Source organism: Vibrio sp. B1REV9 (assembly GCF_905175395.2).
Taxonomy (GTDB): Bacteria; Pseudomonadota; Gammaproteobacteria; order Enterobacterales; family Vibrionaceae; genus Vibrio; species Vibrio alfacsensis.
Genome location: NZ_HG992746.1, coordinates 772,602 through 797,842, shown reverse-complemented (window position 1 = coordinate 797,842; position 25,241 = coordinate 772,602). Strand labels below are relative to the sequence as shown.

Below are 25,241 nucleotides of genomic sequence, written 5' to 3'. Positions count from 1 at the left end.
GACTCGCAGCTTGATTTCGTTTTCAAGTTAAAAATATTCCCGAGGAGTAGGTTTAATTCATAACCTACTCTGGAGGGAATCATGAAAAAGGCACTTCTGGCAACTGCATTATTTACGGGATTAACTGGTTTTGCTCAAGCCGAGCAAAAAGTGGTAGCAGGCTATTTTGCTGATTGGCAATACGCAAATGCTGATAATCCATACACCGTGAAAGATATCCCTGCGGATAATCTAACGCATATCATTTACGCATTTTTAAGTATGTGCGGGCCTCATACTGGCGCATCTGAAACCATACAAAAGTTGGTTGCAGAACAATGTAAAGACAAAGAACCGTACTCAGCGATTTTGGTTGATACGGAAGCGGCACTTGAAAAAGACTTTGGCGCTGTTTCTGTTGATGTTCCATTTAAAGGGCACTTTGCTCAACTTGCTGAACTTAAAAAGCAGCACCCTGATTTGAAAATCCTACCCTCTTTTGGCGGTTGGACCATGTCTGAACCTTTCCACGCAATGGCTAAAAACCAGCAAGCGATGGATCAGTTCTCTAAAACGGCAGTGGCGTTAATTGCGAAGTATGACTTCTTTGATGGTATCGATCTCGATTGGGAGTATCCAGGTGGTGGGGGTTTAACCACTTCGCCTTGGAATCCTGATACTAAGCTAACAGACGAACAAAAAGCCTTAGAGCGTGATGCGTTTACCTATCTGGTAAAAACCATGCGTGGTGATTTGGATGCATTGGCAAAAGAAACGAAACGCGAATATGAACTTTCTACCGCTGTAGGCGTTGGTCCAAAGGCGGCGGGTATTGATTGGAAAGCCGCGCAGCCATACTTAACTAATATGTTTGCCATGACGTATGATTTTCTTGGTGGGTGGGGGCAACAAACGGGACATACGACTAACTTGCACGCGACGGAACGTAGTTGGTGGGGAATGGGAGCAGACGTTTTCATTAATCAAATGATTGAACTTGGTATCCCAAGTGAGAAGTTAGTGATCGGTGCTGCGTTTTATGGTCGAGGGTGGCAAGGTACTAAAGACTTTGCTGGCGGCTTACCCACACAAGATTTGGTTTCTGAGCAAGGCGCACAATTCGGTACCGGTGAAAACGGCTACTTTATGTTCTGGGATCTGATGAAGAACTACAGCGCGAAGCAAGGCTATGAATACAATTATGATGAGCAATCACAAGCTCCGTATTTGTGGAACCCTGAAAAGAAAGTGTTTATCTCGTTTGAAGATCAACGCTCTATCAAAGCGAAAGCGGATTGGGCAAAACAAGCAAACCTAGGTGGGATTTTTACTTGGGAGTTGTCTGGTGATCCGAAAGGGGAGCTAGTGGAAGTGATGTATAAAGAGATGCAGAAGTAGCATACGACTCGGATACCCAAGCATTTTGAGGTGGCTTGGGTATCAAGTAAAGCCGTCGTCAAGTGCGGCGGCTATATTTTTTTATCACTAACACTCAATTGGCAAAGACGCATCAGCCCCCCATTCGGTCCAAGAACCATCATACACGCTTAGGTTTTGATAACCACTTTCATAAGCCGCAAGTAATACAATGCAAGCAGTGACACCGGAACCACAACTGAAAATGGTGGTCTTTTCAGCATTAAGAGTAAGTGACGCGACAATAGACGTTAACGCTTCTGGTGATTTGATTTGGTTGTTTTCAATCAGATCTTGAAAAGGCAAACAACGTGACGTTGGAATATGCCCACTCCGTAACCCCTCTCTAGGCTCTGGAACTTGGCCAAGAAAACGAGCTTTGGAACGAGCATCAATAATGTTCGCACTTTGGTTGTTTGCGTGGTCCAGTACAGATGCGGCGCTCAGAAATGCTGTTTTAGACAATACTCCGGAGAAGTCACCTAACGTACGCGGAGTACTGATTTGTTCACACACATCAAAACCTGCGTCTATCCATGCAGGTAATCCACCGTTAAGTATCCTTACATTTTCATGGCCCATGGCTTTAAACATCCACCAAGCACGCGGTGCGGCCAATGTTCCTGAGTTGTCGTACACCACAATGAGATCGTCGTTATTGAGCCCGAGTTGTTTAGCGCTGTGATTGAAACAGGCCTCTTTTGGCATCATGTGTGGGAGAGGTGAGTCGTGTAGACAAAAATCGTTGTCATAATCAAATCGCAGTGCGCCGGGGATCCATTTATCTTTTATTTTTTCACTTTCAGATGGGATCTGAAAAGTAATACTCGCGTCGAGAATCTTGATATTGGGTTGTTCCATGAGTTCTTTGAGTTCTTTGACATCGATTAATGCAGACATTCTGACGTTTCCTTATTAGAGCGTGAATCACTTAGATATACACCAAAGACCACTGAGATATAGACAGTTATTTGAGAGTACATGGTTATTTTGGAAGATAGCTATTTAGAAAGATAGCATTTGTAAACATATAGAGTTTTTGGAAACATCTGGTTGTTTGGAAACATATAGCTATTTAAAAAATACCTACTTAGGTTCATGACAACTCACGAATGTAAGAGGGTGTTCCACAAATGTTTGGGAGGGTTGGGTAAAAATAGCGTTAGCGCCTTCAGGACAGTTTATCGAAGTGGGGACTAATACACGAATGATCCCTACTTCTTGTATATCGACCGTCAAGTAGCGTCTTTGACCATCGAGAGACTGGGTTAGGGTGTTATTGATGACGCGTGCCGATATCTGACGAACATTATGACTCTTTGGTATGAGTAACAGGCAGAGAAACAGTACCAATATGGCGGCTATAAAGACAGAAAGAAAGATCTTTGGTTTATCCATCTCAACGTACCTATCAATCACAAATATGTTTGTTGTACCTTAAAAAAATCGCATGTTCAAAAAAACGATGCGATTTTTTGGTTGCTTCTCTTATGAAGTGACTTATCTCTATAATATCCAGTCTTTTTCTTCAGGAGAAATGATGGCTTGCAATGGCTCTGTCCCGTCATAAAACCACACTTCAACAAGCAGGTCGCCTTGACTGTCTGAGAGTGTGTAATTGATGTTAGTTTTGCCATCTTTGAGTGCGGCAGAAGCGATTCTACTGGTGTAATTTGCGTTAAAACCACCAGCGCTGTTTTGCTTATATTCCTTATACACATTCAAATGAGCTCGTTGTGAAGAGAAACTGCTGATATTCACGTTTAAGGTCCCTTGTACGATAGGGTCGTAGCTAAAGCCATCAGGCACAATTAAGTCTTGCATTCTTTCTGGTTCCGGACTTTGAACGGTTGGTGTTGGCGCAGAGCTAGTACCTCCACCACTGTCCCCACCTCCGCAAGCGGTTAGCGCTAATCCTATGATGATTGTGAATAGTCTTTTCATAATGATAGCTCCTTAAGGAATGTAGCATTGATTTGGGGTTGGATTTGTGTGCCAATCCGTGCCTTGCTGACCTGCTGATTCTGCCCAAGTTCGAAAATCGGGATAGGCATCAATGAGATCGACTCGCTCTAGAGGCCAATCCCACTCTTCGACGATGAGAAGCGCCCAAGGGAGGTTGGTTGCTGTTTTAAAATAGATGCCCTGAGCAGGATTACTCGCATCGACACCTATGCCAGATAAATTCTGGCCATCAAATTGCTCAGTAGGCGCTTGATCTGCGAGATGAACCTCCCATTTTCGGCCCGGCTGAAAAGTGATGCCATCGCCATGGTAGGTACCGGGTGTTGCGAAGATGAAAGGGTCGTAGGGCATTGCCTGAATAGCGGAGCGATCAGAGTCTTCTGTGAAGTAGACATTCAATGTAAAAGACAACGCGACATTATCATCACAGCCTGACTCGGTTCTAAAGTAACTACAGCTGCTAGACGCATGAGCACTTAAGTCTTCACTGATAATAAAAATGGCTTCGTCTGATATGCTTTCTAATCCGTTGGAATCTTGTTCAATGCCATTGAAAGACAAGGTGGTCAGGCCGTTCTCTATGGCGCTTCTGGCTACTCCTGGTAAGCGAATGGCAAAACCATTTTTGTAGCTCGCGCCATAGGCTGCTAGATCTCCGGTGATTCGAATATTCTCGGTATGACCTGAGAGCTGGGTTTCTGTGATCTGGAATTTTACTACTACGTCATTCATGTCGTAGTCTGCGGTGTATGGCCAATTATCTTCGTAAGCCACGGTGGCGTAATCTTCAGCGCTCGGAAAGTATTGGACCGAATAACCGTTACCTGTGATCGTTATTGGATGATCCTCTACCTCACCAGATGTTGACCCTCCGTCATAATTCAAGCCAGTTTGTTGGCTAAAACGAAAACGACTCCAGCTCGGCCCTTGTGTTGCGGCGCTAGAAACAATAAACGGGAGTGGGTTGCTTCCAGAATTAAGAGGCTCATCGGTAAACACTTGCTCACCGTCATCATCAAAGTCGCCATCTCGGTTCCAGTCGAACCATGCTGACAAATAGCCAGCGGTTGAAGCAGTGACATTAATTATTGAGCTTAAGCCAGGGTCCAGTGCGGAGACAAAACCGACACCATCTTCATCAGCGGTTCCGACAGCGTTGTCATTTGCTTGCCCGTCAGAATCACCATCGGGAGCAACCGTTCCTAGCCACGTGATACCATCGACCTCATGACGCGGGCCATTTGAACTCAGTGTTGTGCTGTAGCTGTCAGGTGCATCGCCAAAGTCGATGGGGTCATCTTCGTCGATGACAGGCGCATTTGCACAACGCGCACCATCATTTTGGCTCGAACTTGGACCGTTAGAAACAAACTCCACCGCAGGAACAATACCCTCGGCAATATTCACCGCGTTGCTCTCCGATAGATCTATTCGATAGATCTTACCGTCTTGGTTACGAGATACGTAGTAGTTACCATTTACATCAAAGTACCCTGCGCCAAAAGTGCCTGTTTCCCCTGTATCTCCAATCGGGGTGGCATTCCCGGTTGTTGGGGCAAATCTATATAGAACACCGGAATTGTTGTCGATGCCATAGAGCGACCCGTCTCCGGGATGAAAAGCAAAATCGGTCAGATTAACATTGGCGCTGCTGCTGATTTTTGTCATCGACAGTGCGGCACTTGGGTTGGAGTCTAGCGGAGAAAGATCAATAGAAAACAGTCCTTTGCCTTTGCGATAAAGGTAATACACGTGATTGTATACGTTACCGACATAGAACGTGTGATCACTTGGCAAGCCAGACACATTCAATGTTTCTGCCTGAAAATCTTTTCCTAATCGCACGATTTTCTTATTTGATGTGTCATAGCCGTAGATATAGCGGTCTTCAAAATCAAAACCTACGCCATTGATGCCCGAAGCCAAACCAGTATCGTCTTCTAATAGGGTCGTTGAACCCGTTACCAAGTTAACGCCATAAATTTGCACTGGGGTTGATTGAAATAGGTATGCCTTGCTTGGGCATGTATCGAATGGCGCTGCATTTACATTCATGCTCGCGATCATAAGCCCAAAGGTGAGTGATGTCCTTTTCATTGTTCGCCCTCTTATTGGTTTGAATAATATGCAATGAAAGGAATGTGCCAGTTATTTATTTGTTGATTTTTAAGCGGTTAATTTATTGTCAAAGTGGTTTTTTGAATTTGAAAGTCAAATTGAGGAAAGGATCAGAGATTGAAAAATTCGGTGGATAAAAAGAGGGGGAAATACAGATAAATAGACGTCATAACGAATGAGTGACACTGGTAAAACATATTTACCGCATACCTTACTGGAAACAATGTCTCATTTCTAAGCCATTTATCTGGTCTGTTTTTGTGAACGAGGTAACACTATTCATCCTATTTATGGGATAAAAGCAAAAATAAAGAGTTTGTATGAGATTTAAGTTACTGTCTATGCTGATTGGAGCGGTCTTTGCTGGCCAGACCGTGTCGGTTATTGCCTCCCCAATCGTTAATAATGCATCAACCCAAGTAGAGCGCACTCACGGCGCGCCGACAATCACTCATTTCCAATTAGCTTCTATTTCTGACGTGGCGGCCCAGTTTAAGTGGCAAGATAGTGGAGAGGATAACCGCTACGAAGTTACGTTGATTGAACGTCCAGAGAATGCATCTCCAATTGCTTACTTAAATGATGCTGAGGAGTCTGGTTTTTATCGTGGTCACCTCACTCCTGAAACTGAGTACGAAGCGGTATTAAAAGTGTGTAATGAACAGGGTTGTACCTCGGAGTCATTGACGTTTAACACGTTACCTAGTCGCCTTGCATATAACGATGCACGTAAAGCAGTAAATCATCTGACTGGTAACTTATCTGCTCACATCAACTTTGCTCAAACACACACAAGCGTGATGCCAAATGGTAATGATGAAAATGCGCGCCCAAATTTGATCATGAAGCGAAACGCATTGCTACTGGTGACACCTAAAGCGTATTGGACAAACCATCTTTGGTTAGAGGTTTTGGAAGATGGTGTTGTCGTTGATCGTGTTGCAATGACCCCACCAAGTGCACAACCAAAAACTGACCAACGTGACAGTGGGCGCAGTGAGGTGGTGTTCTCTCACCATGCTTGGAGTGCACCAATTAACTGGCAATGGATGAAGCCGGGTTTGTCATTGCGTTTATCGGATAACTTTGGCCGTACAGGTGAACTTCCAGAAACTGAGATCGTTTTTGGCGGCGCACCGGAACTGGTTATTCAAAATATTGATATTGGTATGCTTACAACGCCGCGTAACCAGTACCAAATGATTGATGAAATGAACACGCTTGCTGCGGACTACTTTCAAAAAATCCCTGCATCTAAACTCATTGTTGCCGATTACACACCTTTTCATTTAACCAAAGTAACACTGCCGAACGGTAAAGTTTATACCGAACATAGTGATGATGAGGGTGGTGTATACGGCGGCGATATGCGTGAAGCGATTGGTAAAGCGTTAGTTTCAACGGGTATTAACAACGCCAACTTTGGCATTACAGATACCGCAGGCTACTCGCAGGGCTATAACCGTCGTACTAACCACATTACTGCACATAATAACCGTGGCGTTTACACTAATGGTATTGTCAATCATGGTCTGAGTGGTGGCGGCGGTATCGTTACCTTAAGCAGTAGTGTGGGTAACGAATGGTCTCATGAATTAGGCCATAACTATGGGCGCGGTCACTGGCCAACCAATGCATCGTCGCATGATTTAACAACAGGTTGGGGTTGGGATGCATTCTACAATCGCTTTATAGGTAACCTACATTGGAGTGGTGAAGCGACAACGAATGAAGTTGGAGGTCAAATCGTGCCTCCGTTTGCCGGTGAGTATCGTTATACGCGTGATGCAATGGCAGGTGGCGAGAGCGCGAAACTGGGTTTAGTTAGCCGTTACACTTTAGAGCACCCTACGGGTACAAAGGTGACACAAAATTGGTTTAATGCAGTTAAACAAGTGAACCTTGATAGCAGCACTGGCTACACCGAGTGGGATCAAGAAACGCAGCGTTATGTTGAATCAGACGTCGATTACTCGGCTCCTATTGCACATGGTGTCCCTGTCATTACGGTATTGGGTATCTATGATCCGTTGAATATCAACCCTAGCCAAATTTTCCCACTGACATATTCAAACTACGGTAACGTTTTTGAACTACCAAAGCCAACCAATGTCGAGCTTCAGCTTGAGGGATGGCAAAACGTTGCGAACCTAACAGAATTTGAACGCTCGAATACTGAATGGCAAACCATGATCGTCGATGGTGAGTGGCTACCACTGTGTCAGTTTAGCTACACCAACGCAAATGGCGAGCAAGCGAACTTTATCGGCCATGAAGACCATGAAAACAACACCTGCCGTACGACCAATGAAATGTACTGGTCTGTAAACGGCCAGCGTGAGCTGCCAGTTTCTGCGGTAGGCGATTACTTGCTACTTGCAAGCAAAGGCGACCTTGTAGGTTCAGTGACATACACGCCAACAGTAGCACTGGGCGAGCAAACTTTGTGTTCATTGAATAAAGGTGGCACAGCTCATGATGGTGCAGGTTTCCTTGCCGATGGTCGCTGTAAGCAAATTGATAACGTTAAGCATACCAATGGTGCAAATTGGGCTTATGCGACTCACCAAGGTGGCATTATGCAATATGCGTTAGCGTCACAGAAGCAGTGCCAGTTGAATGTCACCTACGCGGGTGGAGAGGTGGAAGAAATTGCGTTGGCGGGTGCTCGTCATGGCGCTGACCAAAGTAACAAGTTCCACCTGAACTTAGATGCAAGCCAGCACCCAACCAATATTGCCATTGAGTGTCGTGATGGCTCTGGAGAAATCTCCGTATTGGATTCATTGGACGTTGCACCATCAGAAGCGGCAGAGCAGTTGAGCGGCCCTGTGATCATTGGTCAAGAACATGGCTACGAAGCGGCGAAGTCTGATTTGCCTACTGGTTGGTTCGAACATACAGAAAACTTTGATCCAGCGGCATTGAAAAAAGCCGATCGTTCTAAACTGGCTACGTTGTTGAAAGGTGATGAGAGACCGTATTTGTGCCGTTTCCCAATGCAAGTTTCAAACACAACGAAAGTGCTGCATGGATACGTCGAAGAGGTAAGTTCGGGTCAGTTCCAATGTACGGGCGGCAGTGAAATTACGGTTCGTGACGACCAAGGTGAGCGCCCTGTGTTATCTCAAATTAACCAGTTTGAATGGTTGTCACTACTTAACTTTGAATCGGTTGGTCAACGCGTAAAAGCAACAGACAACAATGACAAAAACTTGTGTTCATTAACGGCAGGTAATGAGTTCTATGGTGCAGGTTTTGTGAATGACAGCGGTCAATGTGTGCAAGAGCCAGAAGTTTATTGGTCAAACGGCAGACAGTGGGTGTTTTCAAGCCGTCATGGTCAATATTCTTACTACTAATGAATCTGAATTCAGATTAAAAAGTGAATAATAAAAATCCCAATCAGTCGCCGCTGGTTGGGATTTTTTTTAAACCAATCGTAGTAACGTCGATGTTACGTGACGATGTAATGTACGGTGCTAAAAATTACTGACTGCACACCGGACAATTTGGCAATCTCATCAGATTCATTTCTCGCCAAGACATACTCAAGGCATCCAAAATCAGAATTTTTCCTTTCTTTGGCTGACCGTAATTTGCAATCACCTTGATGGTTTCCATCGCTTGTACTGCGCCGACAATACCGACGACGGGGGCCATGACGCCTGCTTCCACACAACTTAGTGCACCGTCGCCAAATAGGGCACTCAAGCATTGGTAACACGGTTGGGTTGGATCATCATACGTGAATACACTCACTTGGCCCTCCATGCGAATGGCCGCGCCGGAGATTAACGGCGTTTTCGTCGCAAAACACAAACGGTTAAGCTGATTGCGAGTGTCGACATTATCAGAGGCATCTACCACAATCGTATGCTGCTCAATCAAGTCTTGCAGCTCGGTGTCATCCAGACGTTTTGCAACGGTTTCTACCGTGATGTGCGGGTTAAGCTCGCGCAACGCCTCGGCAGCAGACTCGACTTTCTTACGGCCAATATCCGCATCGTGATGCAGTACTTGGCGCTGTAAGTTAGATAGCTCCACCACATCATCGTCAATCAGCGTAATTTTGCCAATACCAGCGGTTGCCAAATATTGACTAGAGGCGCAACCCAAACCGCCGGCTCCTAACATGAGCACTGAAGCCTGCTTAAGGGCTTCTTGTCCCTCAAAATCGAATTGACGCAGGATAATTTGGCGGTTGTAACGCAGCATTTCCTGATCGGAAAGAATATCCACGATGAATTCCTAATAAAGGGTAGAGTTGAACAGCTGAATTTGAACGGTTTCGCCAACTTCAACTCGGCCACGTTCACGTTCTAATACAACAAAGCAGTTTGCCAAGCTCATTGAACGGAATGCGCCGGAGCTCTGATTGCCCGTTGTCTCAACGACAAACTTACCGTCTTCAAGTGTGTAGATACCGCGTTGATAGTCGGTACGACCAGGTGCTTTTTTAAACGCAGTTTTCGTCGTAGCGGGAATGGATTCAGGCGCTTTCCACTCGGTATGACCGGCAAGTTTCGCCAGCATCGGCTGAACCAGTACGTACATGGTGAGTACGGCTGAAACAGGGTTACCTGGTAGACCACAGAACCAAGCGGTCCTCAGTTTACCGAAAGCAAAAGGTTTACCTGGTTTGATCGCCAATTTCCAGAAGCCGATTTCACCAAGTTCTTCAAGAATGTCTTTGGTATAGTCTGCTTCACCCACGCTAACGCCACCAGACGTCACGACAACATCTGCCAGTGTTTGTGCTTTTTCAAATGTTGCTTTTAGTGTTTCAGGGCAATCAGGGATGATGCCAAGATCGACGGCTTCACAACCGAAGTTTTCAATCAGTGGCTTAATGCCGTAACGGTTGCTGTCGTAGATTTGGCCATCTTCTAATGTTTCACCTAACGGTTTCAGTTCATCGCCAGTCGAGAAGAACGCCACTTTTGGTTTGCGAACCACAACAACGTGACTCACTCCCAGTGATGCAATCATCGGAATATCACGAGGGGTTAAACGCGCGCCTTGTGCGAGAACAATGTCACCCTGTTTGATGTCATCACCGGTTGGGCGAATGTTGTTCTGTGGTTTTACGTTAGTTTCATTGAACTGAATGCCTGCATCGGTCACTTCCGTGTTTTCTTGCATGATGACGGCATCACAACCCTCAGGGATTTTTGCGCCAGTCATGATGCGAACACATGTGCCTTGTGGCCAGTCACCATCAAACGGTTGGCCTGCAAAAGATTTACCCGCTAAAGGTAGGACAGAAGACGACTCAAGATCTTGAATGCGAACGGCGTAGCCATCCATTGCCGAATTGTCGAATGGCGGTACATGAATTGGAGACAGAACGTCTTCCGCCAGTACAAAACCGAGTGCGTCAGCAAGTGGAAGAGAAAGCGTAGTCTGGATAGGTTTGATTCGCGATAGCATTTTATCCATCGCATCTTCAATTGGCATTAAGCCAGGTGCGTCGCAGCAGCCCATTGAGAAAATCCTGTGTTCTTTTGTTTTGTGGCAACTTTACCATAAAAAGGTGGGTGAGTAAGAATTCCCACCAATAAAATATGGGTGTAATTATTCAAAAATCCGAGTATCCTTGTCAGCCATCCGAAAGGGGTAAATCACCTGCGGAACTCAACAAAATCAGCTCAGTAGCCTCCTGTTATGCACCTTATTGTTAGACACGAAACTGAGCAACGTAAAGCTAATCGCGTGAATAAAATTTGAAGTGAATTTAAGAGCGTTTAGCAGCAGTAACAAAAGAGGAAGTGGAATGTCGGGTCTTAGCGAGTCAGCAAAGTTAGTAAAAGAAGCGCTAGAGCAACGTGGTTTGGAAACGCCAATGTGCCCAAATAACGTCAGCAGAGAAGAGAAGAAAGAAAAGATCGAATACCACATGCGTGAGATTTTGGGACTTCTTCAACTGGACCTGACCGACGATAGCCTAGAAGAAACGCCCCATCGCATTGCAAAAATGTACGTCGATGAAATCTTCTCTGGTCTTGATTACGCGAACTTCCCTAAAATCACCGTTATCGAGAACAAGATGAATGTGAGCGAAATGGTGCGCGTGAAAGACATCACGGTGACCAGCACGTGTGAGCATCACCTTGTTACCATCGATGGTAAAGCGGCGGTCGCTTATATTCCACGCGGTAAAATTATTGGCCTTTCGAAGATTAATCGTATTGTTCGTTTCTTTGCACAGCGTCCACAAGTGCAAGAGCGCATGACGCAGCAAATCCTAGTTGCTCTGCAAACCTTGCTTGAGTCAGATGATGTGGCAGTAACCATAGATGCCACTCACTACTGTGTTAAATCTCGCGGTGTGATGGACGCGACGAGCGAAACTACCACTACAGCACTTGGTGGCATTTTTAAGACCAACCCGGCAACACGCGCCGAGTTTCTTCACGGTTTACGCTAAGTAATTGAACTAGTTTCTAAGAGGATGGTAAATACCATCCTTTTTTGTATATACCTGAAACATAAAGATAAGTTTGAGTTGAAACGACAAAAATAATTTATCGAAATCCGTGTTGACAGTCACAGTATATCTCTTTAATATCCGCGCCCAGCAAACGGTTGCGAGGTGTTAAGCCTTTCTGTTTGCACAATGTAACTCCTCAAGTTCAGCTGATCTCGGTCAGTTGTCTTTCTTTTTTCTATTAATAGAGAGACAACAAAATTGAGACTTGGCATGACCACACAAACTACCATCAACACGTCTATTCCCGCTTCTAACCAAGCAGCAGAAACCAGCTGGCAAAAGAAAGCTATCCTTAGCGTTGCATTCTTGATGGCGACCACCTCTGTCGGTCCGGGCTTTTTAACCCAAACTGCGGTTTTTACCAACATCTACAAAATTGACATGGCATTCCCAGTATTTGCTTCCATGTTTATCACTTTCGGTATTGTGATGAACCTATGGCGCATTGTTGGTGTATCAGGAATGCGTATTCAAGATATCGCAAACAAAGTCGCACCCGGTCTTGGTTATGTGGTGGGTACGTTGCTTGCGCTTGGCGCGGTGGCGTTTAACTTTGGTAACGTCAGTGGTTCAGCGTTAGGTCTTAACGTTCTAACCGGCGTGGATACTACGTGGGGTGCATTGTTCACAGGTGTTATCGGTTGTTTGCTGTTTGTGGTGCATAACGCATCTAAACGCATGGACCAAATGGCGCGTTACCTTGGTTTGTTCATGATCATCTTGATTGCTTACGTTGCAATGACGAGTTTGCCTCCTATGGGGGAAACCATGACTGCGGCAGTGATGCCAACAAACATTGACAGCTTGTTGCTACCAACATTAACAATCGTTGGTGGTGCGGTAGGGGGTTACTACACGGGTGCACAGCGCTTAGTTGATATTGGTCTGCAAGGTAAAGAAAACGTACCAGCAATCAAAACTGCTGCGTGGGCTGGTATCTCAATCGCGGTCGTGATTCGAATCTTACTTTTCTTGGCGGTATTTGGTGTTATTGCAACAGGCGCAACGCTTGATTCTTCTAACCCTGCGGCAGATGCATTCCGTCAAGGTGCCGGTGATGCAGGTTACTTTATCTTTGGCTTAGTGCTATTCGTTGCGTCGATTACTTCTGTGGTCGGTAACTCGTACATGGCCATTTCACTGATTAAAACACTGTTCCCTGTTGTCGCACGCAACGAAAAAGCATGGTGTGTTGGTTTTATCATCATTACATCACTTGGTACCGTAACCATGAATATGCCGATTCTGCTTCTGATGCTTGCTGGCCTTGTTAACAGCATTATCTTGCCAATCGTATTAGGCATGGTGCTGGTGGCTACTCGAAGAAAAGACATCGTGGGTGATTACAAACACCCAATGTATCTCACGCTAACGGGTGCAGCAATCGTGATTGTAATGGCAGCATCAAGCATGACGAACATCAGTAACTTTATGGCGAAGTTTATTGGTTAATATTTTGAGGCTTGAGGCTTGAGGCTTGAGGCTGAGACTTAGAACGAATAACGGACACTCTCGCTATATCAAGGTGCTTGGTTTATCTAGCAACCACCTAGATATAGCGAAAATAGAAACAACGGCCTTGAATTGTGAACAGTTCAAGGCCGTTTTCTTTTGTTTTGTGTTAATCGTTTTGCTTATTTGACTAACTCTGTTTTGAAGGGGCTCTTATTACTTCGGGCCAGTACATTCTGAAGTAACCAATTGATACCCAAATCACCAAAACGGTTGCGATGCTCAATTCGAGAAAACCAAAATCATGTAACCAATGCCAATTTTGGTGTGACTCGGCGAAGAATGCAGTCAGCCGATGCATGGCAATAGCACTGATGACGGATGGAAACGTCACCGCTGCAATGGATGGTTGAAACTTCAATCGCATTAAGCGGAAATAGCACAGGTAGATGAGCAAGGTCATCGTAATAGCGATCCCCGCAAGCGCGCCGGTTAGAATAGGATCTGGTTCGCTAAAGTTAACTAAGTAAGCGGCAAGAGAAAGATTCACTGGTGCGGCCATAATGGCTAACGTCGGTCTTGCTCGGCGTGGTAATGAGCCAAAGAACACTAATCGATACAGCACCAACGGCAGCATGAAAAAGTAAATCCCGATACACATCATCGCTAAGGTTTCAGAAAATACATTGTGACCAAACTGTGAGCCTGCCAGAGAGGAGCTGATAAGACCAACGGGATATAAGAACCAACTCGGTACTATGTTTGACATCTTGAAGCTCATTAGCTGGAAGCCAAAAAACAGTACCATCATGGTGAAGTGAAGCAGTACCGCCATAAACCACAGTGGGTACGCAATAAGTGGTGTCACGGCTGCGAGGTAATCACACAGTACGAGTAACGCCATGCTCATAGGCGCCATCAAACTCCCGCTTAGAGGATGCTTAATATCGGCCATGAATAGGCGTGGGTTGGTGACGTATTTGATCAGTACAGGAGCAAGTAGCAGTGCGCCAAATGCGGCAAGGAATGGTCTTACTGGCTCGCCAATCGCTGGCACATATAAAGCCCATGCTTGACCAAGCCCTATAATGCCAAGTGCCAATGCAGCTTGCGAGGGGGGGATACTGTGAAACTGAACTAATCTTCTCCAGTTCAAAACAACTCCATATTGGAAGAAATACTCTAATTTAGGGCGCGAATACTAGCAAGTTTAGCTATTTGAGGCCTTTTATTATTACAACTAAATATCGGAGGATGGGAATTTTGTGATTTTGGTAGAGTGTTTTTGTCGATAGCTGCAACAAGGCAGCAGTACGAACTCAAAATTGCCCCCTTAGCGACGGACAATTTGGAATCCATACTGCAATAAATCGGTTAAGAAGCCTGATTCTCTGGCAGGTCTTGCTGGCGTAGTTTGTCGTTTTTAAGCGTACGATGCAGCAACTGGCTGTAAATCGGCTGTCCACCGAGCATTTGGGCTACGATCACTGCGCCTAGGCTAGTCACAATTAGCGGTAGGATTAAGTAGTAATTGTTAGTCATCTCAATGACAAGCAAGATACCCGTAATTGGAGCACGAACCGTTGCCGCGAACAGCGCTCCCATACCAGCAATAGCAAAGACGCCCGGTTCAATAGACAGTGATGGCAATAATGTATCCGCGCTGACGCCAAAGGCATAACCGAAGAGTGTACCCAAAGCGAGCATTGGGGCAAAAATACCACCAGGCGCGCCAGAACCAAAACAGAGTAGGGTAGTAATGACGCGGCCTACAAACAGTAGCACTAAAATAGAAACAGAGTAATTGCCGTTTGTGATATCAGGGATGAGAGTGATACCCCCGCCAGTGAGTTGTGGAACGTAAAGCAATAGCAAACCAAACACACCACCGAGAGTTGCCCCTGTCATTAGGTAGCGTTTTCGGTCATTTTTGTGCAGGGCAACAAAGCTATCTTGTGCCACCGTAATAAGCTTATTGAATACCACGCCAAATACACCAAAAAGCGCGCCCAACAATAAAAACAGCCATAGAGATTGAAGTTCAGGCGATTGGTATTGCGGCATGCTGATTACAGCTGCTTGACCATTGATGGCCCGAAAGACAATGTTTGCCATGATCGCAGAGATGATAACGGCACGGATAGAGATCAATGAATAGCGAAATTGAGGGCGCATTTCCTCAACCACAAACATGATTCCTGCTAATGGAGCATTAAATGCCGCAGCCAAACCACCGGCCGCCCCTGACGCTAAAAGTGAGTGACGAGTGTCATCATCTTTGATGCGGAAGATATCTGTCACCATACGGCCGACGGCACCGCCCATCTGTACGGTGGGACCTTCACGACCTAGCACCATACCTGAGCCTAGGGCCCCCATGCCGCCGAAGAATTTAACTGGAATGACGCGCCACCAACGAACAGGACGAATGTTGTCCATCGCACCTTCAATCTCTGGAATACCAGAACCAGAGGCTTCAGGAGCAAAGCGGTGTACTAAGTAGTAGCCAATAAAGGCTAAAAGAGCACTGATGATAATGGCAGCAAGCCAGAGCGGAAGTACGTTACCGATTTCACTTTTAAGCCACTCAGTACGAGTTTCGGATACAAAGTGTACAGCAATCTCAAAATAGGTGCCCACGAGACCTGCTAATGTACCAACAATCGCTGCCATAAAAAGGACTGAAAAGGATGTTGGCGTCGACCCTCGAGAGACAAACTGGTTAATCGCATCTTTTGGGACGTGCGCTAACACAGATTTCACAATTCTCTCGCGTTTGGTCATTAACAGATTCTCCTGTAAATAAAAAATGAAAGGGACGAAAGAAAGTATACGCTTGGAAGAGTCTAGACCTAATCAATAAAGATGCAATTTAGCTTTCCACTATTGAAGAGTTTGACCTTCGGTTTAAAATTTATTGATAAATATTGTGCTATTGATCCCATATATAGCGAATTTTTTTATTAGTTGAACTTGTTTTCTGAGCAAAATGAACCATGCTTTAAGTGTAAAGCAACATGACTGCTCAAAGGAGGGATGTGAGGTTTTACACACAATTTGGATGGATTCAAACCCTACAGAAATTCCTCGTTATTTGTTTGGGATGCATCTATAGACATCCCGATTCGCATACTCACGATTGAGTTACGAGGCAGAGGCGCACGTCAATGTGCGCCTTTTTAATGTTTGGCAAAAATGATCCGTTATCACAAATTGGATTGGCAAACTTGATTCTCTCTTGACCAACCATAAAGATAATAGGGCCCATTAACCAGCTAATAACCCCCTTTGTATTTGCCTGAGTTCCTCTTCTGTTTGAGTGATGCTTTTGGTAAATGGAGGATGTTATCTCATTCAATAAGAACAACTGCATCATGCGTTTTTGTCACCTTTCTTTTATTCTTTGCTTTCTGCTGTCGTTTTTCCCCCATAAGATTTTTGCCCAAGATTCGATCGTTTCCCAAGGTGCAATGGTTTCCGAAAGTTCAGTGGTTTTCCAAAGTACAGTGGCTTCCCAAGGTAATTGGTGGCTTTCGGTTCTATCTGATTCGCCGATTGAACAGGTTAAACAAACGCTCAAGCAGGATGGTGCGTGGTATGAATGCGATGCGGAGCTAGATGTTGATACCTATTGTTTAGATGCGTTTAGTTATTATCACCAAAGATGGTATGGAGAGATGAGTATTCGCGAACATGAGGTACAACTCTCTTTTATGATGGCGTATCAAGCTCAAAACTTAAGTGATGCCATTCTTAATTTAAGAAAAGATGGATTTGTGATCAGCCATGTAAAGATCGCAGATGAACGATTTGATGTCATATCATCGCTGAAAGAAAAAGAGCCAGAAATGGTTGATAAAGCACTGATCATGTTCATCAATCGGTATTCTCAAAACGAGCCTCGAACCATTAACTGGGTGCTCGCGAGCGAATTCGATTCAGTCAAACCTAGGCTTAACGTCGTACTTCGGAGCGATGGCGAGCTGATACATTTGGACGTTATTCGTTTTTAGTTGCGTTGTGAAACGAAAGAAACGTAGCCATAGCGGACTCATCTAAGAATCCATCTGGTTTCTTGTGAGTTCTTAGGTATTGGTAACCAGCAATAAGCTTACGGTGTTCGACCTCTTCTTCTCGTGAAATCGAGCTATTCATTACATGTTGAAAAGCGAGTTTATACGCTTCCATATCCACGACTTCTGCTTGACGATACAGATACCCGCAACCTGTGGCTAACCATTCTAATGAGCAATTCGCACGCATCGCGATTTGGTTGGCCTTGGTTAAGCTTGGCTCACTGCCTTTTAAGTATTTTCGGATCAACGCTTCAGAGACGTCAACACGACGTGCAAATCCGCTGATGCTTTCTTGTCCAATTAATGTGGCTAAACGTTCCGCAAACGACATATTTCGTACTCCAGTTCGAATTGCGAAAGTTTACCCGTTGAGAGCGCCTCAAAACAAGACTAGGATGAAAGCAGATTAAGAAAAGGAGAAGACCCATGGTTGCAAAAATCGTAACTGCACCGAATGGCCCAGAATTTTCTGAGCTGGTTCAAGGATATTGGCGTGCAGTTGACTGGGGCATGACCGCGCAAGAGCGTTTGTCGTTCCTCAAGCAACATATTGAGTTAGGCATAACGACGGTTGATCACGCGGACATCTACGGAAACTATGAATGCGAAACGTTGTTTGGCGAAGCTTTAGCATTAGACAAGAGCGTTCGTGAACAAATTCAGATTGTCACCAAGTGTGACATTAACTTATGTGGTGACAAGACCCCAGAACGTAAGATCAACCACTACGATACGAGTGCTGCTCATATTTACCAATCAGTGAACAACTCTCTTGAACGTTTAAATGTCAGCGAAATTGATGTACTTCTGATCCACCGTCCAGACGTGTTGATGGAGGCTGATGAAGTTGCTGAAGCATTTGCTGAGTTGCATAAAGTCGGTAAAGTGAAGCACTTTGGTGTATCTAACTTTACACCGCGTCAATTTGAGCTTTTGCAATCGCGATTGGGCAAACCATTGGTGACCAACCAAGTGGAAATCAATCCACTGAACTTCGACGTAGCTCATGACGGTACGCTTGATCAAATGCAGATGCTACGAACTCGTCCAATGGCATGGTCTTGTTTAGGTGGGGGTTCCATATTCTCAGGTGCAACAGAACAGGCGGTTCGAGTTCGCAATGAATTGGAAGCGATTCGTGAAGAAATTGGTGCCGATAGTATTGACCAAGTTATTTACGCGTGGGTACGTCGCTTGCCATCGAAGCCAATCCCAATTATTGGTTCGGGTAAAATAGAGCGCGTCCATGCCGCCGTTAAAGCACTAGATTTTGAACTGACACGTGAACAATGGTATCGAGTTTGGGTTGCGTCAAAAGGCCATGGTGTGCCATAGATAGTAGGGAACACGCATAACCGAGACCACAGAGGCGCCCTTTTAGTTACTATATAATAACGTGGGCGCTTCGTTTTTTGATGCCTTTTTAATCACAATGGTTCTGAGTCACTAAATCGGACCAAATAGAGGCCTCCATCTTCTGAACTCGTTCACTCACCCATACAAATCTCATATGCTGCACCTAACAAAAATAAATACTGCAGTTTATTGGTGCTATATACGGTAACACTCTGTTAAACTGCCACTAATTCTTATGGTTAGACAAAGGTGGTTGGATGTCTTTTCCTGTTCTTATTTGTGATGATTCAGCCCTAGCTCGTAAGCAGATGGCGAGATCACTGCCCGCAACACTGAATGCCGACGTTACATTTGCCGTTCATGGTAAAAATGCGCTTGAACAGTTAGTGGAAAAAGAGTTTAAGCTGATGTTCCTTGATCTCACTATGCCAGAAATGGATGGTTTTGAGACATTAGAAAACATGCAACGCATGGGGTTGAAAACGCCAGTTGTGGTTGTTTCAGGGGATATTCAGCCAAAAGCCAAAGAACGAGTATTTGCGCTTGGAGCAAAAGCATTTATTCAAAAACCTATCGCACAAGATGAGCTTAAGGCAGCGTTAAGAGAGCTCATTGAGCCAGGGCAACGGCCGCAAATGGTCACTCCAACCACCATTGAATTGCCGATATTACGTCGACGCGATATTTATATGGAAGTGGCAAACATTGCCATTGGCCGAGCGGCTGACGCACTCGCTAGACACTTCGATGTATTTGTCCATTTGCCACTACCAAACGTCAATATTTTTGAAGTGAGTGAACTTCATATGGCATTACGTGACTTAGCATCGAATGACAACGTATCGGGTGTTTGCCAAGGTTTCTGTGGTGAGGGTATAGCAGGTGAAGCGTTAGTGATCTTGAGTGACTCTAGCGTGTCTGACTTGAAAAAACTGATGAAAGTGCCCGCTGATAGTGAGCAGTTAGAAGAATTAGAGCTATTGATGGACATCTCGAATATCTTGGTGGGTTCATTCTTAAATGGGTTAGGGGAACAGGCTGAAGTACGTTTCTTCCAGAGTCCCCCCGTCTTACTTGGGCAACATATCTCGATAGATTCCATTATTGACTCTACCACTGGTGCATTTAGCCGAACTATGACATTTGAAGTGAGTTACAACATTGACGGTACGTCCATTCGCTGTGATCTGCTGTTTATGTTTGTGGATGAGTCTTTACCGTTACTCGATAATAAATTGTCATACCTTATGGAGGATTTCTAATGTTGAATCTGCCAGCAGAATTTGAACAATTTCACTGGATGGTCGACATGGTGCAAAATGTTGACATGGGGCTGGTGGTGATTGATAAAGATTACAACGTCCAAGTGTGGAATGGTTTTATGACGCACCACAGTGGTCTGCAATCTCATGAAGCGATTGGCCGGTCGCTCTTTGATATATTCCCAGAGATCCCGCAAGAGTGGTTTAAGTTAAAAACAAAGCCTGTTTACGATCTCGGTTGCCGTAGCTTCATCACTTGGCGCCAGCGCCCTTATTTGTTCCGTTGCCGAAATGTTCGTCCGGTAACCCAACAAGCTGAATTTATGTACCAAAACGTTACGCTAAACCCAATGCGAACACCGACAGGAAAAATCAATTCACTGTTTTTGTCTATTCAAGATGCCACGTCGGAAGCGTTGATGTCGCAAGCCAATATGCTGTAGCTTGGGTTAATACCATAGCTTATGGTTAAAGCCATAGCTTAGGTTTATGCTACAGCGTAGATTTATACCGTAGTCTAGGTGATGGTGTTTTAAGCGCTAATTTTGACAAAACCAATCGCATCAATCCCCCCAAGTGACTTGGAATGCTTGGGAGAATCACCCCTTTCTTAAACAATAGTCAAGCATTGTCTTGGCTATTTTCTATACTTGTTCTATGTCTTTCAAATGTAGAACACCTCAATGGATTTTAATCTCGCTCTCAAACTTTACACTGCAGAACAAGTCAAAAACGGGGAATCTGCAGCTGCAAAAATGGCGGGCGTTTCGATGTACAGCCTTATGCAGCGTGCGGGCATGGCCGTTTATGAGCGTTTTCTCAACTTGTATCCTCGCGCTCGTAGCATTCTGGTTGTATGTGGCATGGGGAACAATGGTGGTGATGGTTACGTATTTGCCACATTAGCAAAGCAAGCTCAGCTGAACGTAAAACTGTTCCAATTGGGAGATGCAGGAAAGCTCACTGGTGATGCATTAACCGCTTATAAAGATTGGCAAACGGTAGATGGGCAAATCAGCAGTTGGGATGACTGGCATACCGCGCTTCTCGAAGCAGATGTCATTATCGATGCCATATTTGGTACAGGTTTAAATGGCGAGGTACGCTCTGACATTTGCCGTTACATCGAACAGATCAATCAGATACATTGTCCGGTTATCGCCATTGATATCCCATCTGGCCTCCATGCCAATACGGGGTCAGTACTAGGTGATGCAATTCAAGCGGATCACACAGTCACATTCATTGGTGTCAAACAAGGGCTATGTACTGGTCAGGCAAGAGACTATGTCGGGGAGCTTCACTTTTGTGGTTTGGGCGTACATGTTGAATTCGGAACGATTGAACAAGAGAGTGCGCTAGGCATCGATCACCAGACCATAAAGCGATTGTTACCCAAGCAAAAAGCGACGGCGCATAAAGGGGACAATGGCAAGCTACTTTGTGTCGGTGGGAACCGGGGGATGTCGGGCTCGATTCGCCTGTGTGCCTCCGCCGCGATTCGATGTGGTGCAGGGCTGACGGCTGCCATCACTCACAAGAGTTCTCTCTTATCTTTGCAAACCGCTTGCCCTGAAGTCATGAGTGATCGTCTCGATCTCGAAGAACTGTACCAGTCAGATAATGTCTTTACTCGGCGAATTCGATGGTCAGATGCGTTAATTTTTGGTCCGGGTTTTGGGGAGGATGATTGGGCATTTAAAAGCTATAAAGTACTTTCTCAGCAGTATAAACCAAAGGTTGTGGATGCCGATGGGCTCAATATTCTCGCAACGTTGAGCTATCAAGGGAAAACCGACTTTGTGCAAGATGAGCAACGCATAATCACGCCACACCCTGGAGAGGCTGCTCGTCTTTTGGGAGTGACAACCAAAGAGATTGAAAGAGATCGATACGCTGCAACAAGACAACTTCACGAACGCTACGGCGGCGTTGTTGTGCTTAAAGGTGCGGGTACGCTGATTTATGATGGATCGCGTATGTATGTTTGCTTGGCAGGGAACCCAGGAATGGCAAGTGGAGGCATGGGGGATGTTTTGTGTGGGGTGATAGGGGCATTACTTGCAAAAGGTATCCCGATTGCGTTGGCCGCTCGTTTAGGAGTCGTGATCCACAGTCATGCTGCCGATCTTAATACCCAAGAATTTGGCCAGCAAGGGTTATTAGCGAGTGATGTCGTCGCCACTTTGCGAAAGGCCATGCACTAAACATGTCGAGATAGTGACTTGTTTCTTTCGTTTGGCGTGTGCTTCATTAGTTTTGTTAGTGAGAGTGTGATGCTCATCACTAAATTATATTGGTGATTTATCATGAAAATATCGCTATTTTTAATGCGTTTGTTGATTTTTTGCTCATTAATGAGGTGTAAGACGCTATTCGACTACAATATTGACGCAAAGGTTTGCGCAATGGATTAACTGGGTAGGTTTGATAACTTGTTGAATTATAGAGTGAAGATTAAATCGAAGAGGAAATGCGCTGATTTTTGATATGCACTTTACAAGATGGTATCACAAAAAAAATTCAAATATCAGACTTGTAGGAAAGAAATCGGAGCCTATAATGCTGAAAACCGGAGCGTCTGCCAACGCTCCGGTTTTTTTGTGTCCGAAGAACAGTGAACTCGTCTGCCAACGATGCCACTACGCACTCTGAAATGACACATACTTTATGAATCAAGGAATTACACAATGCGTATCGAACAAGAACTTAAGTTAGGCTTCAAAGATGTACTGTTTCGCCCGAAACGTTCTACCCTTAAAAGTCGTTCTCAAGTAAATTTAACCCGCGATTTTACATTCAAGCACAGTGGTCGTCAATGGTCTGGCGTTCCAGTAATTGCGGCTAACATGGATTCGGTTGGTAGCTTTGCAATGGCGAAAGCATTAGCAGAGCATGGTGTAATGACAGCGGTTCACAAACACTACACAGTTGAAGACTGGGCGGAGTTTGCGAAATCTGCGGATAAAACAACACTAAACAACGTAATGGTGTCTACAGGTACGTCTGATGCAGACTTCCAAAAAACTGAAGACATCATGGCGATTTCTGATGAGTTTATCTTTATCTGTATCGATATCGCGAACGGTTACTCAGAGCACCTAGTAGAATACGTACAGCGCGTACGTGCAGCATTCCCAGACAAAGTGATTTCTGCGGGTAACGTTGTTACAGGCGACATGTGTGAAGAGTTAATTCTAGCAGGTGCAGACATTGTTAAAGTGGGTATCGGCCCTGGTTCGGTTTGTACAACGCGCGTTAAAACAGGTGTGGGTTACCCTCAACTTTCTGCAATCATCGAATGTGGTGATGCAGCACATGGTCTAGGTGGCATGATCATCGGTGATGGTGGCTGTTCATGTGCTGGTGATGTTGCTAAAGCATTCGGCGGCGGCGCTGATTTCGTGATGCTTGGTGGTATGCTAGCTGGCCACGAAGAATCAGGCGGCGAAATCATCGAAAAAGATGGCGAACAGTTCATGAAATTCTACGGCATGTCTTCTAAGAGCGCGATGGACAAGCACTCTGGTGGTGTTGCTGGCTACCGTGCAGCTGAAGGTAAAACCGTACTATTGCCATACCGTGGCAGCGTTCACGGTACTATCCAAGACATCCTTGGTGGCGTACGTTCAACGTGTACATATGTAGGCGCAGCAAAGCTTAAAGAGCTAACGAAGCGCACAACGTTCATCCGCGTACAAGAGCAAGAGAACAACGTATTCGGTAAAGAGTAAGTCGATTACTTTTCGGAAAATTCGAACAATTGAGAGCCGCTATTAGCGGCTCTTTTTTTGCCTAAATTTCGCTAAGTGGCGGCAAAGTGGCGGCAGAGCCCTGAAAAATTTCGTGGCGACAGGCTATAAATTGTTGAGTGGGTTGCGAGTGATGGCTTCTGATAAGTGGTCGGGAGCAAAGTGTGCGTAACGCATTGTCATCGAGATATCAGCATGTCCTAATACATCACGTAGAACTAAAATGTTCCCACCATTCATCATAAAGTGGCTAGCAAACGTGTGACGCAGAACATGAGATGCTTGTCCAGAGGGTAGGGAGATGCCGAGCTTATTCTTTAGGATGTAGCAAAACGGCGTGTAGCATTCTTCAAACAAAGCTCCTGAGGTTGGCTTAATGATCTCTTCGTAGAGTTCCTTAGCGATTGGTACAGTGCGATTCTTTTTAGTTTTTGTGTTGGTGAATGTCACCTTGTATTCGGATAGCTGCGTTCCCTTTAATTGAGCTGCCTCATTCCAACGTGCGCCAGTGGACAAACACAACTTCACAATCTTGAGCATGTCTGTTCGTTCATGCTGCCCAACAAGCGCCAGTAAATCATGGATTTGTTCTTTGGTAAGGAAAGCCATTTCCCGTTCGGATTCTTTAAAGGGTTTCACATCTTCCAAAGGATTAGGCAGTTTCCACTCACCGAGTTCTTTGAGCTTGTTAAACACCGCCTTAAAGCGTGCTAATTCGGAGTTGAGTGTTGAGATACTTGGTTTACCACGATTCCAACGGTCTTCATCAACAAACACGAACTCCCCAGACATCCTTTTACTGCGGAAATCGGAATATATTTTAGAAGAAAACGTCGATGCAACAGGATTGCCCATCGCTTTTACCATGTGGTGAAACTTTTTGATGATGACTTCGCCGTTGACCAATGTTCGGCCATAGTGAGCAAACCAGATCTCAACTAAATCAGATAAACGTCGATTGTCTTGCTTATTGCCTTTCCAGGGGTTGTCGTCCACTTCTTTCATGAGAAAGAGTTCATAAGCACTTGCTTCGCCTTTAGTAGCAAAGCGCTTTCGAACACGTTTGTTATCACGGCCATTGGGATAGCACTCGCATAGCCATGGTTTCTTGCTGCCGTCTTTTAGGTTTCTGATGGTCATAAGTCTCAAACTCAATACTGTTTTTACATACAGTATTTCTTTTTTCTGAATTATCAATGTTTATTTGTTTTCAGGTCTAACAAGAACTATGTAGGAAGTGGAATGTGAGGAGTTTACAAAGGTAAGTTCTGGACTTTGAATCTAACCACAAAGCCATATTTTTTATAAATAGGGAGTACAGGTTGTGATTTATTACTTAGTGAAAACAATTTCTAGTTGGTTAAGTTTATCA

At 45.0% G+C, this 25,241-nt stretch carries 19 protein-coding genes; 10 read left to right on the top strand and 9 right to left on the bottom strand.

Going from position 1 to position 25,241, the window contains the following annotated elements; genetic code table 11:
* Positions 1 to 81: 81 nt before the first annotated feature.
* Positions 82 to 1,377, top strand: a complete 1,296-nt coding sequence (locus KHN78_RS17720) for a glycoside hydrolase family 18 protein (RefSeq protein WP_211917725.1) — start codon at positions 82 to 84, stop codon at positions 1,375 to 1,377.
* Between the two features lie 87 nt (positions 1,378 to 1,464).
* Here the strand turns inward: KHN78_RS17720 and KHN78_RS17715 are convergent, their stop codons facing one another.
* From KHN78_RS17715 to KHN78_RS17705, 3 genes are all read right to left on the bottom strand, one after another.
* Positions 1,465 to 2,295, bottom strand: coding sequence for a sulfurtransferase (locus KHN78_RS17715; RefSeq protein ID WP_211917723.1), 831 nt, complete (start codon positions 2,293 to 2,295; stop codon positions 1,465 to 1,467).
* Positions 2,296 to 2,901: 606 nt separating this feature from the next.
* Complete coding sequence (locus KHN78_RS17710) at positions 2,902 to 3,339, bottom strand: hypothetical protein (RefSeq protein ID WP_211917721.1); 438 nt, start codon at positions 3,337 to 3,339, stop codon at positions 2,902 to 2,904.
* 12 nt (positions 3,340 to 3,351) lie between these two features.
* Positions 3,352 to 5,457, bottom strand: a complete 2,106-nt coding sequence (locus KHN78_RS17705) for an LruC domain-containing protein (RefSeq protein ID WP_211917719.1) — start codon at positions 5,455 to 5,457, stop codon at positions 3,352 to 3,354.
* A 341-nt stretch (positions 5,458 to 5,798) separates the two neighbouring features.
* Here KHN78_RS17705 and KHN78_RS17700 point away from each other — a divergent pair, with 341 nt between their 5' ends.
* Entirely contained in the window at positions 5,799 to 8,840 is a 3,042-nt protein-coding gene (locus tag KHN78_RS17700) for a M66 family metalloprotease (RefSeq protein WP_211917717.1), read from the top strand.
* A 127-nt stretch (positions 8,841 to 8,967) separates the two neighbouring features.
* Here KHN78_RS17700 and moeB read toward each other — a convergent pair whose 3' ends face one another.
* Together moeB and moeA are read right to left on the bottom strand one after the other, a co-directional pair.
* On the bottom strand, positions 8,968 to 9,720 hold the full coding sequence (moeB, locus tag KHN78_RS17695; RefSeq protein WP_211917715.1) for a molybdopterin-synthase adenylyltransferase MoeB: 753 nt from the start codon (positions 9,718 to 9,720) through the stop codon (positions 8,968 to 8,970).
* A 9-nt stretch (positions 9,721 to 9,729) separates the two neighbouring features.
* The gene (gene moeA / locus KHN78_RS17690; protein ID WP_211917713.1) at positions 9,730 to 10,965 is read right to left on the bottom strand and encodes a molybdopterin molybdotransferase MoeA; all 1,236 of its coding nucleotides are present in this window, start codon (positions 10,963 to 10,965) and stop codon (positions 9,730 to 9,732) included.
* 289 nt (positions 10,966 to 11,254) lie between these two features.
* On the opposite strand from moeA, the gene folE reads away from it, so the two are divergent.
* Together folE and KHN78_RS17680 are read left to right on the top strand one after the other, a co-directional pair.
* Complete coding sequence (gene folE / locus KHN78_RS17685; RefSeq protein ID WP_211917711.1) at positions 11,255 to 11,908, top strand: GTP cyclohydrolase I FolE; 654 nt, start codon at positions 11,255 to 11,257, stop codon at positions 11,906 to 11,908.
* A gap of 273 nt (positions 11,909 to 12,181) precedes the next feature.
* Positions 12,182 to 13,423 carry an NRAMP family divalent metal transporter gene (locus KHN78_RS17680; RefSeq protein WP_128812733.1) on the top strand — a complete coding sequence of 414 codons (1,242 nt, stop codon included), beginning with the start codon at positions 12,182 to 12,184 and terminating at the stop codon, positions 13,421 to 13,423.
* A gap of 190 nt (positions 13,424 to 13,613) precedes the next feature.
* Here KHN78_RS17680 and KHN78_RS17675 read toward each other — a convergent pair whose 3' ends face one another.
* The gene (locus KHN78_RS17675; protein ID WP_211917709.1) at positions 13,614 to 14,579 is read right to left on the bottom strand and encodes a TDT family transporter; all 966 of its coding nucleotides are present in this window, start codon (positions 14,577 to 14,579) and stop codon (positions 13,614 to 13,616) included.
* 218 nt (positions 14,580 to 14,797) lie between these two features.
* A complete protein-coding gene (gene clcA, locus KHN78_RS17670; RefSeq protein WP_211917707.1) occupies positions 14,798 to 16,207 on the bottom strand; it encodes a H(+)/Cl(-) exchange transporter ClcA in 1,410 nt (469 codons plus the stop codon).
* 590 nt (positions 16,208 to 16,797) lie between these two features.
* Between clcA and KHN78_RS17665 the strand changes: the two genes are divergently transcribed.
* Complete coding sequence (locus tag KHN78_RS17665; protein WP_223917789.1) at positions 16,798 to 17,436, top strand: hypothetical protein; 639 nt, start codon at positions 16,798 to 16,800, stop codon at positions 17,434 to 17,436.
* Here KHN78_RS17665 and KHN78_RS17660 read toward each other — a convergent pair.
* Entirely contained in the window at positions 17,423 to 17,830 is a 408-nt protein-coding gene (locus tag KHN78_RS17660; protein WP_211917703.1) for a helix-turn-helix domain-containing protein, read from the bottom strand. The two genes, KHN78_RS17665 and KHN78_RS17660, sit on opposite strands and share 14 nt — an antisense overlap.
* Before the next feature lie 95 nt (positions 17,831 to 17,925).
* Here KHN78_RS17660 and KHN78_RS17655 point away from each other — a divergent pair, with 95 nt between their 5' ends.
* From KHN78_RS17655 to KHN78_RS17635, 5 genes are all read left to right on the top strand, one after another.
* Positions 17,926 to 18,834 (top strand): aldo/keto reductase family oxidoreductase, encoded by a 909-nt coding sequence (locus tag KHN78_RS17655; RefSeq protein WP_211917701.1) that lies wholly within the window; start codon positions 17,926 to 17,928, stop codon positions 18,832 to 18,834.
* 278 nt (positions 18,835 to 19,112) lie between these two features.
* On the top strand, positions 19,113 to 20,117 hold the full coding sequence (locus KHN78_RS17650; protein WP_211917699.1) for a response regulator: 1,005 nt from the start codon (positions 19,113 to 19,115) through the stop codon (positions 20,115 to 20,117).
* On the top strand, positions 20,117 to 20,560 hold the full coding sequence (locus KHN78_RS17645) for a PAS domain-containing protein (protein ID WP_211917697.1): 444 nt from the start codon (positions 20,117 to 20,119) through the stop codon (positions 20,558 to 20,560). The genes KHN78_RS17650 and KHN78_RS17645 overlap by 1 nt, the downstream gene beginning before the upstream one ends.
* A gap of 240 nt (positions 20,561 to 20,800) precedes the next feature.
* Positions 20,801 to 22,324 (top strand): NAD(P)H-hydrate dehydratase, encoded by a 1,524-nt coding sequence (locus KHN78_RS17640; RefSeq protein WP_211917694.1) that lies wholly within the window; start codon positions 20,801 to 20,803, stop codon positions 22,322 to 22,324.
* 483 nt (positions 22,325 to 22,807) lie between these two features.
* Positions 22,808 to 23,851, top strand: a complete 1,044-nt coding sequence (locus KHN78_RS17635) for a GMP reductase (protein ID WP_211917692.1) — start codon at positions 22,808 to 22,810, stop codon at positions 23,849 to 23,851.
* 123 nt (positions 23,852 to 23,974) lie between these two features.
* Here the strand turns inward: KHN78_RS17635 and KHN78_RS17630 are convergent, their stop codons facing one another.
* Entirely contained in the window at positions 23,975 to 25,009 is a 1,035-nt protein-coding gene (locus tag KHN78_RS17630) for a tyrosine-type recombinase/integrase (RefSeq protein ID WP_211917690.1), read from the bottom strand.
* Positions 25,010 to 25,241 lie beyond the last annotated feature (232 nt).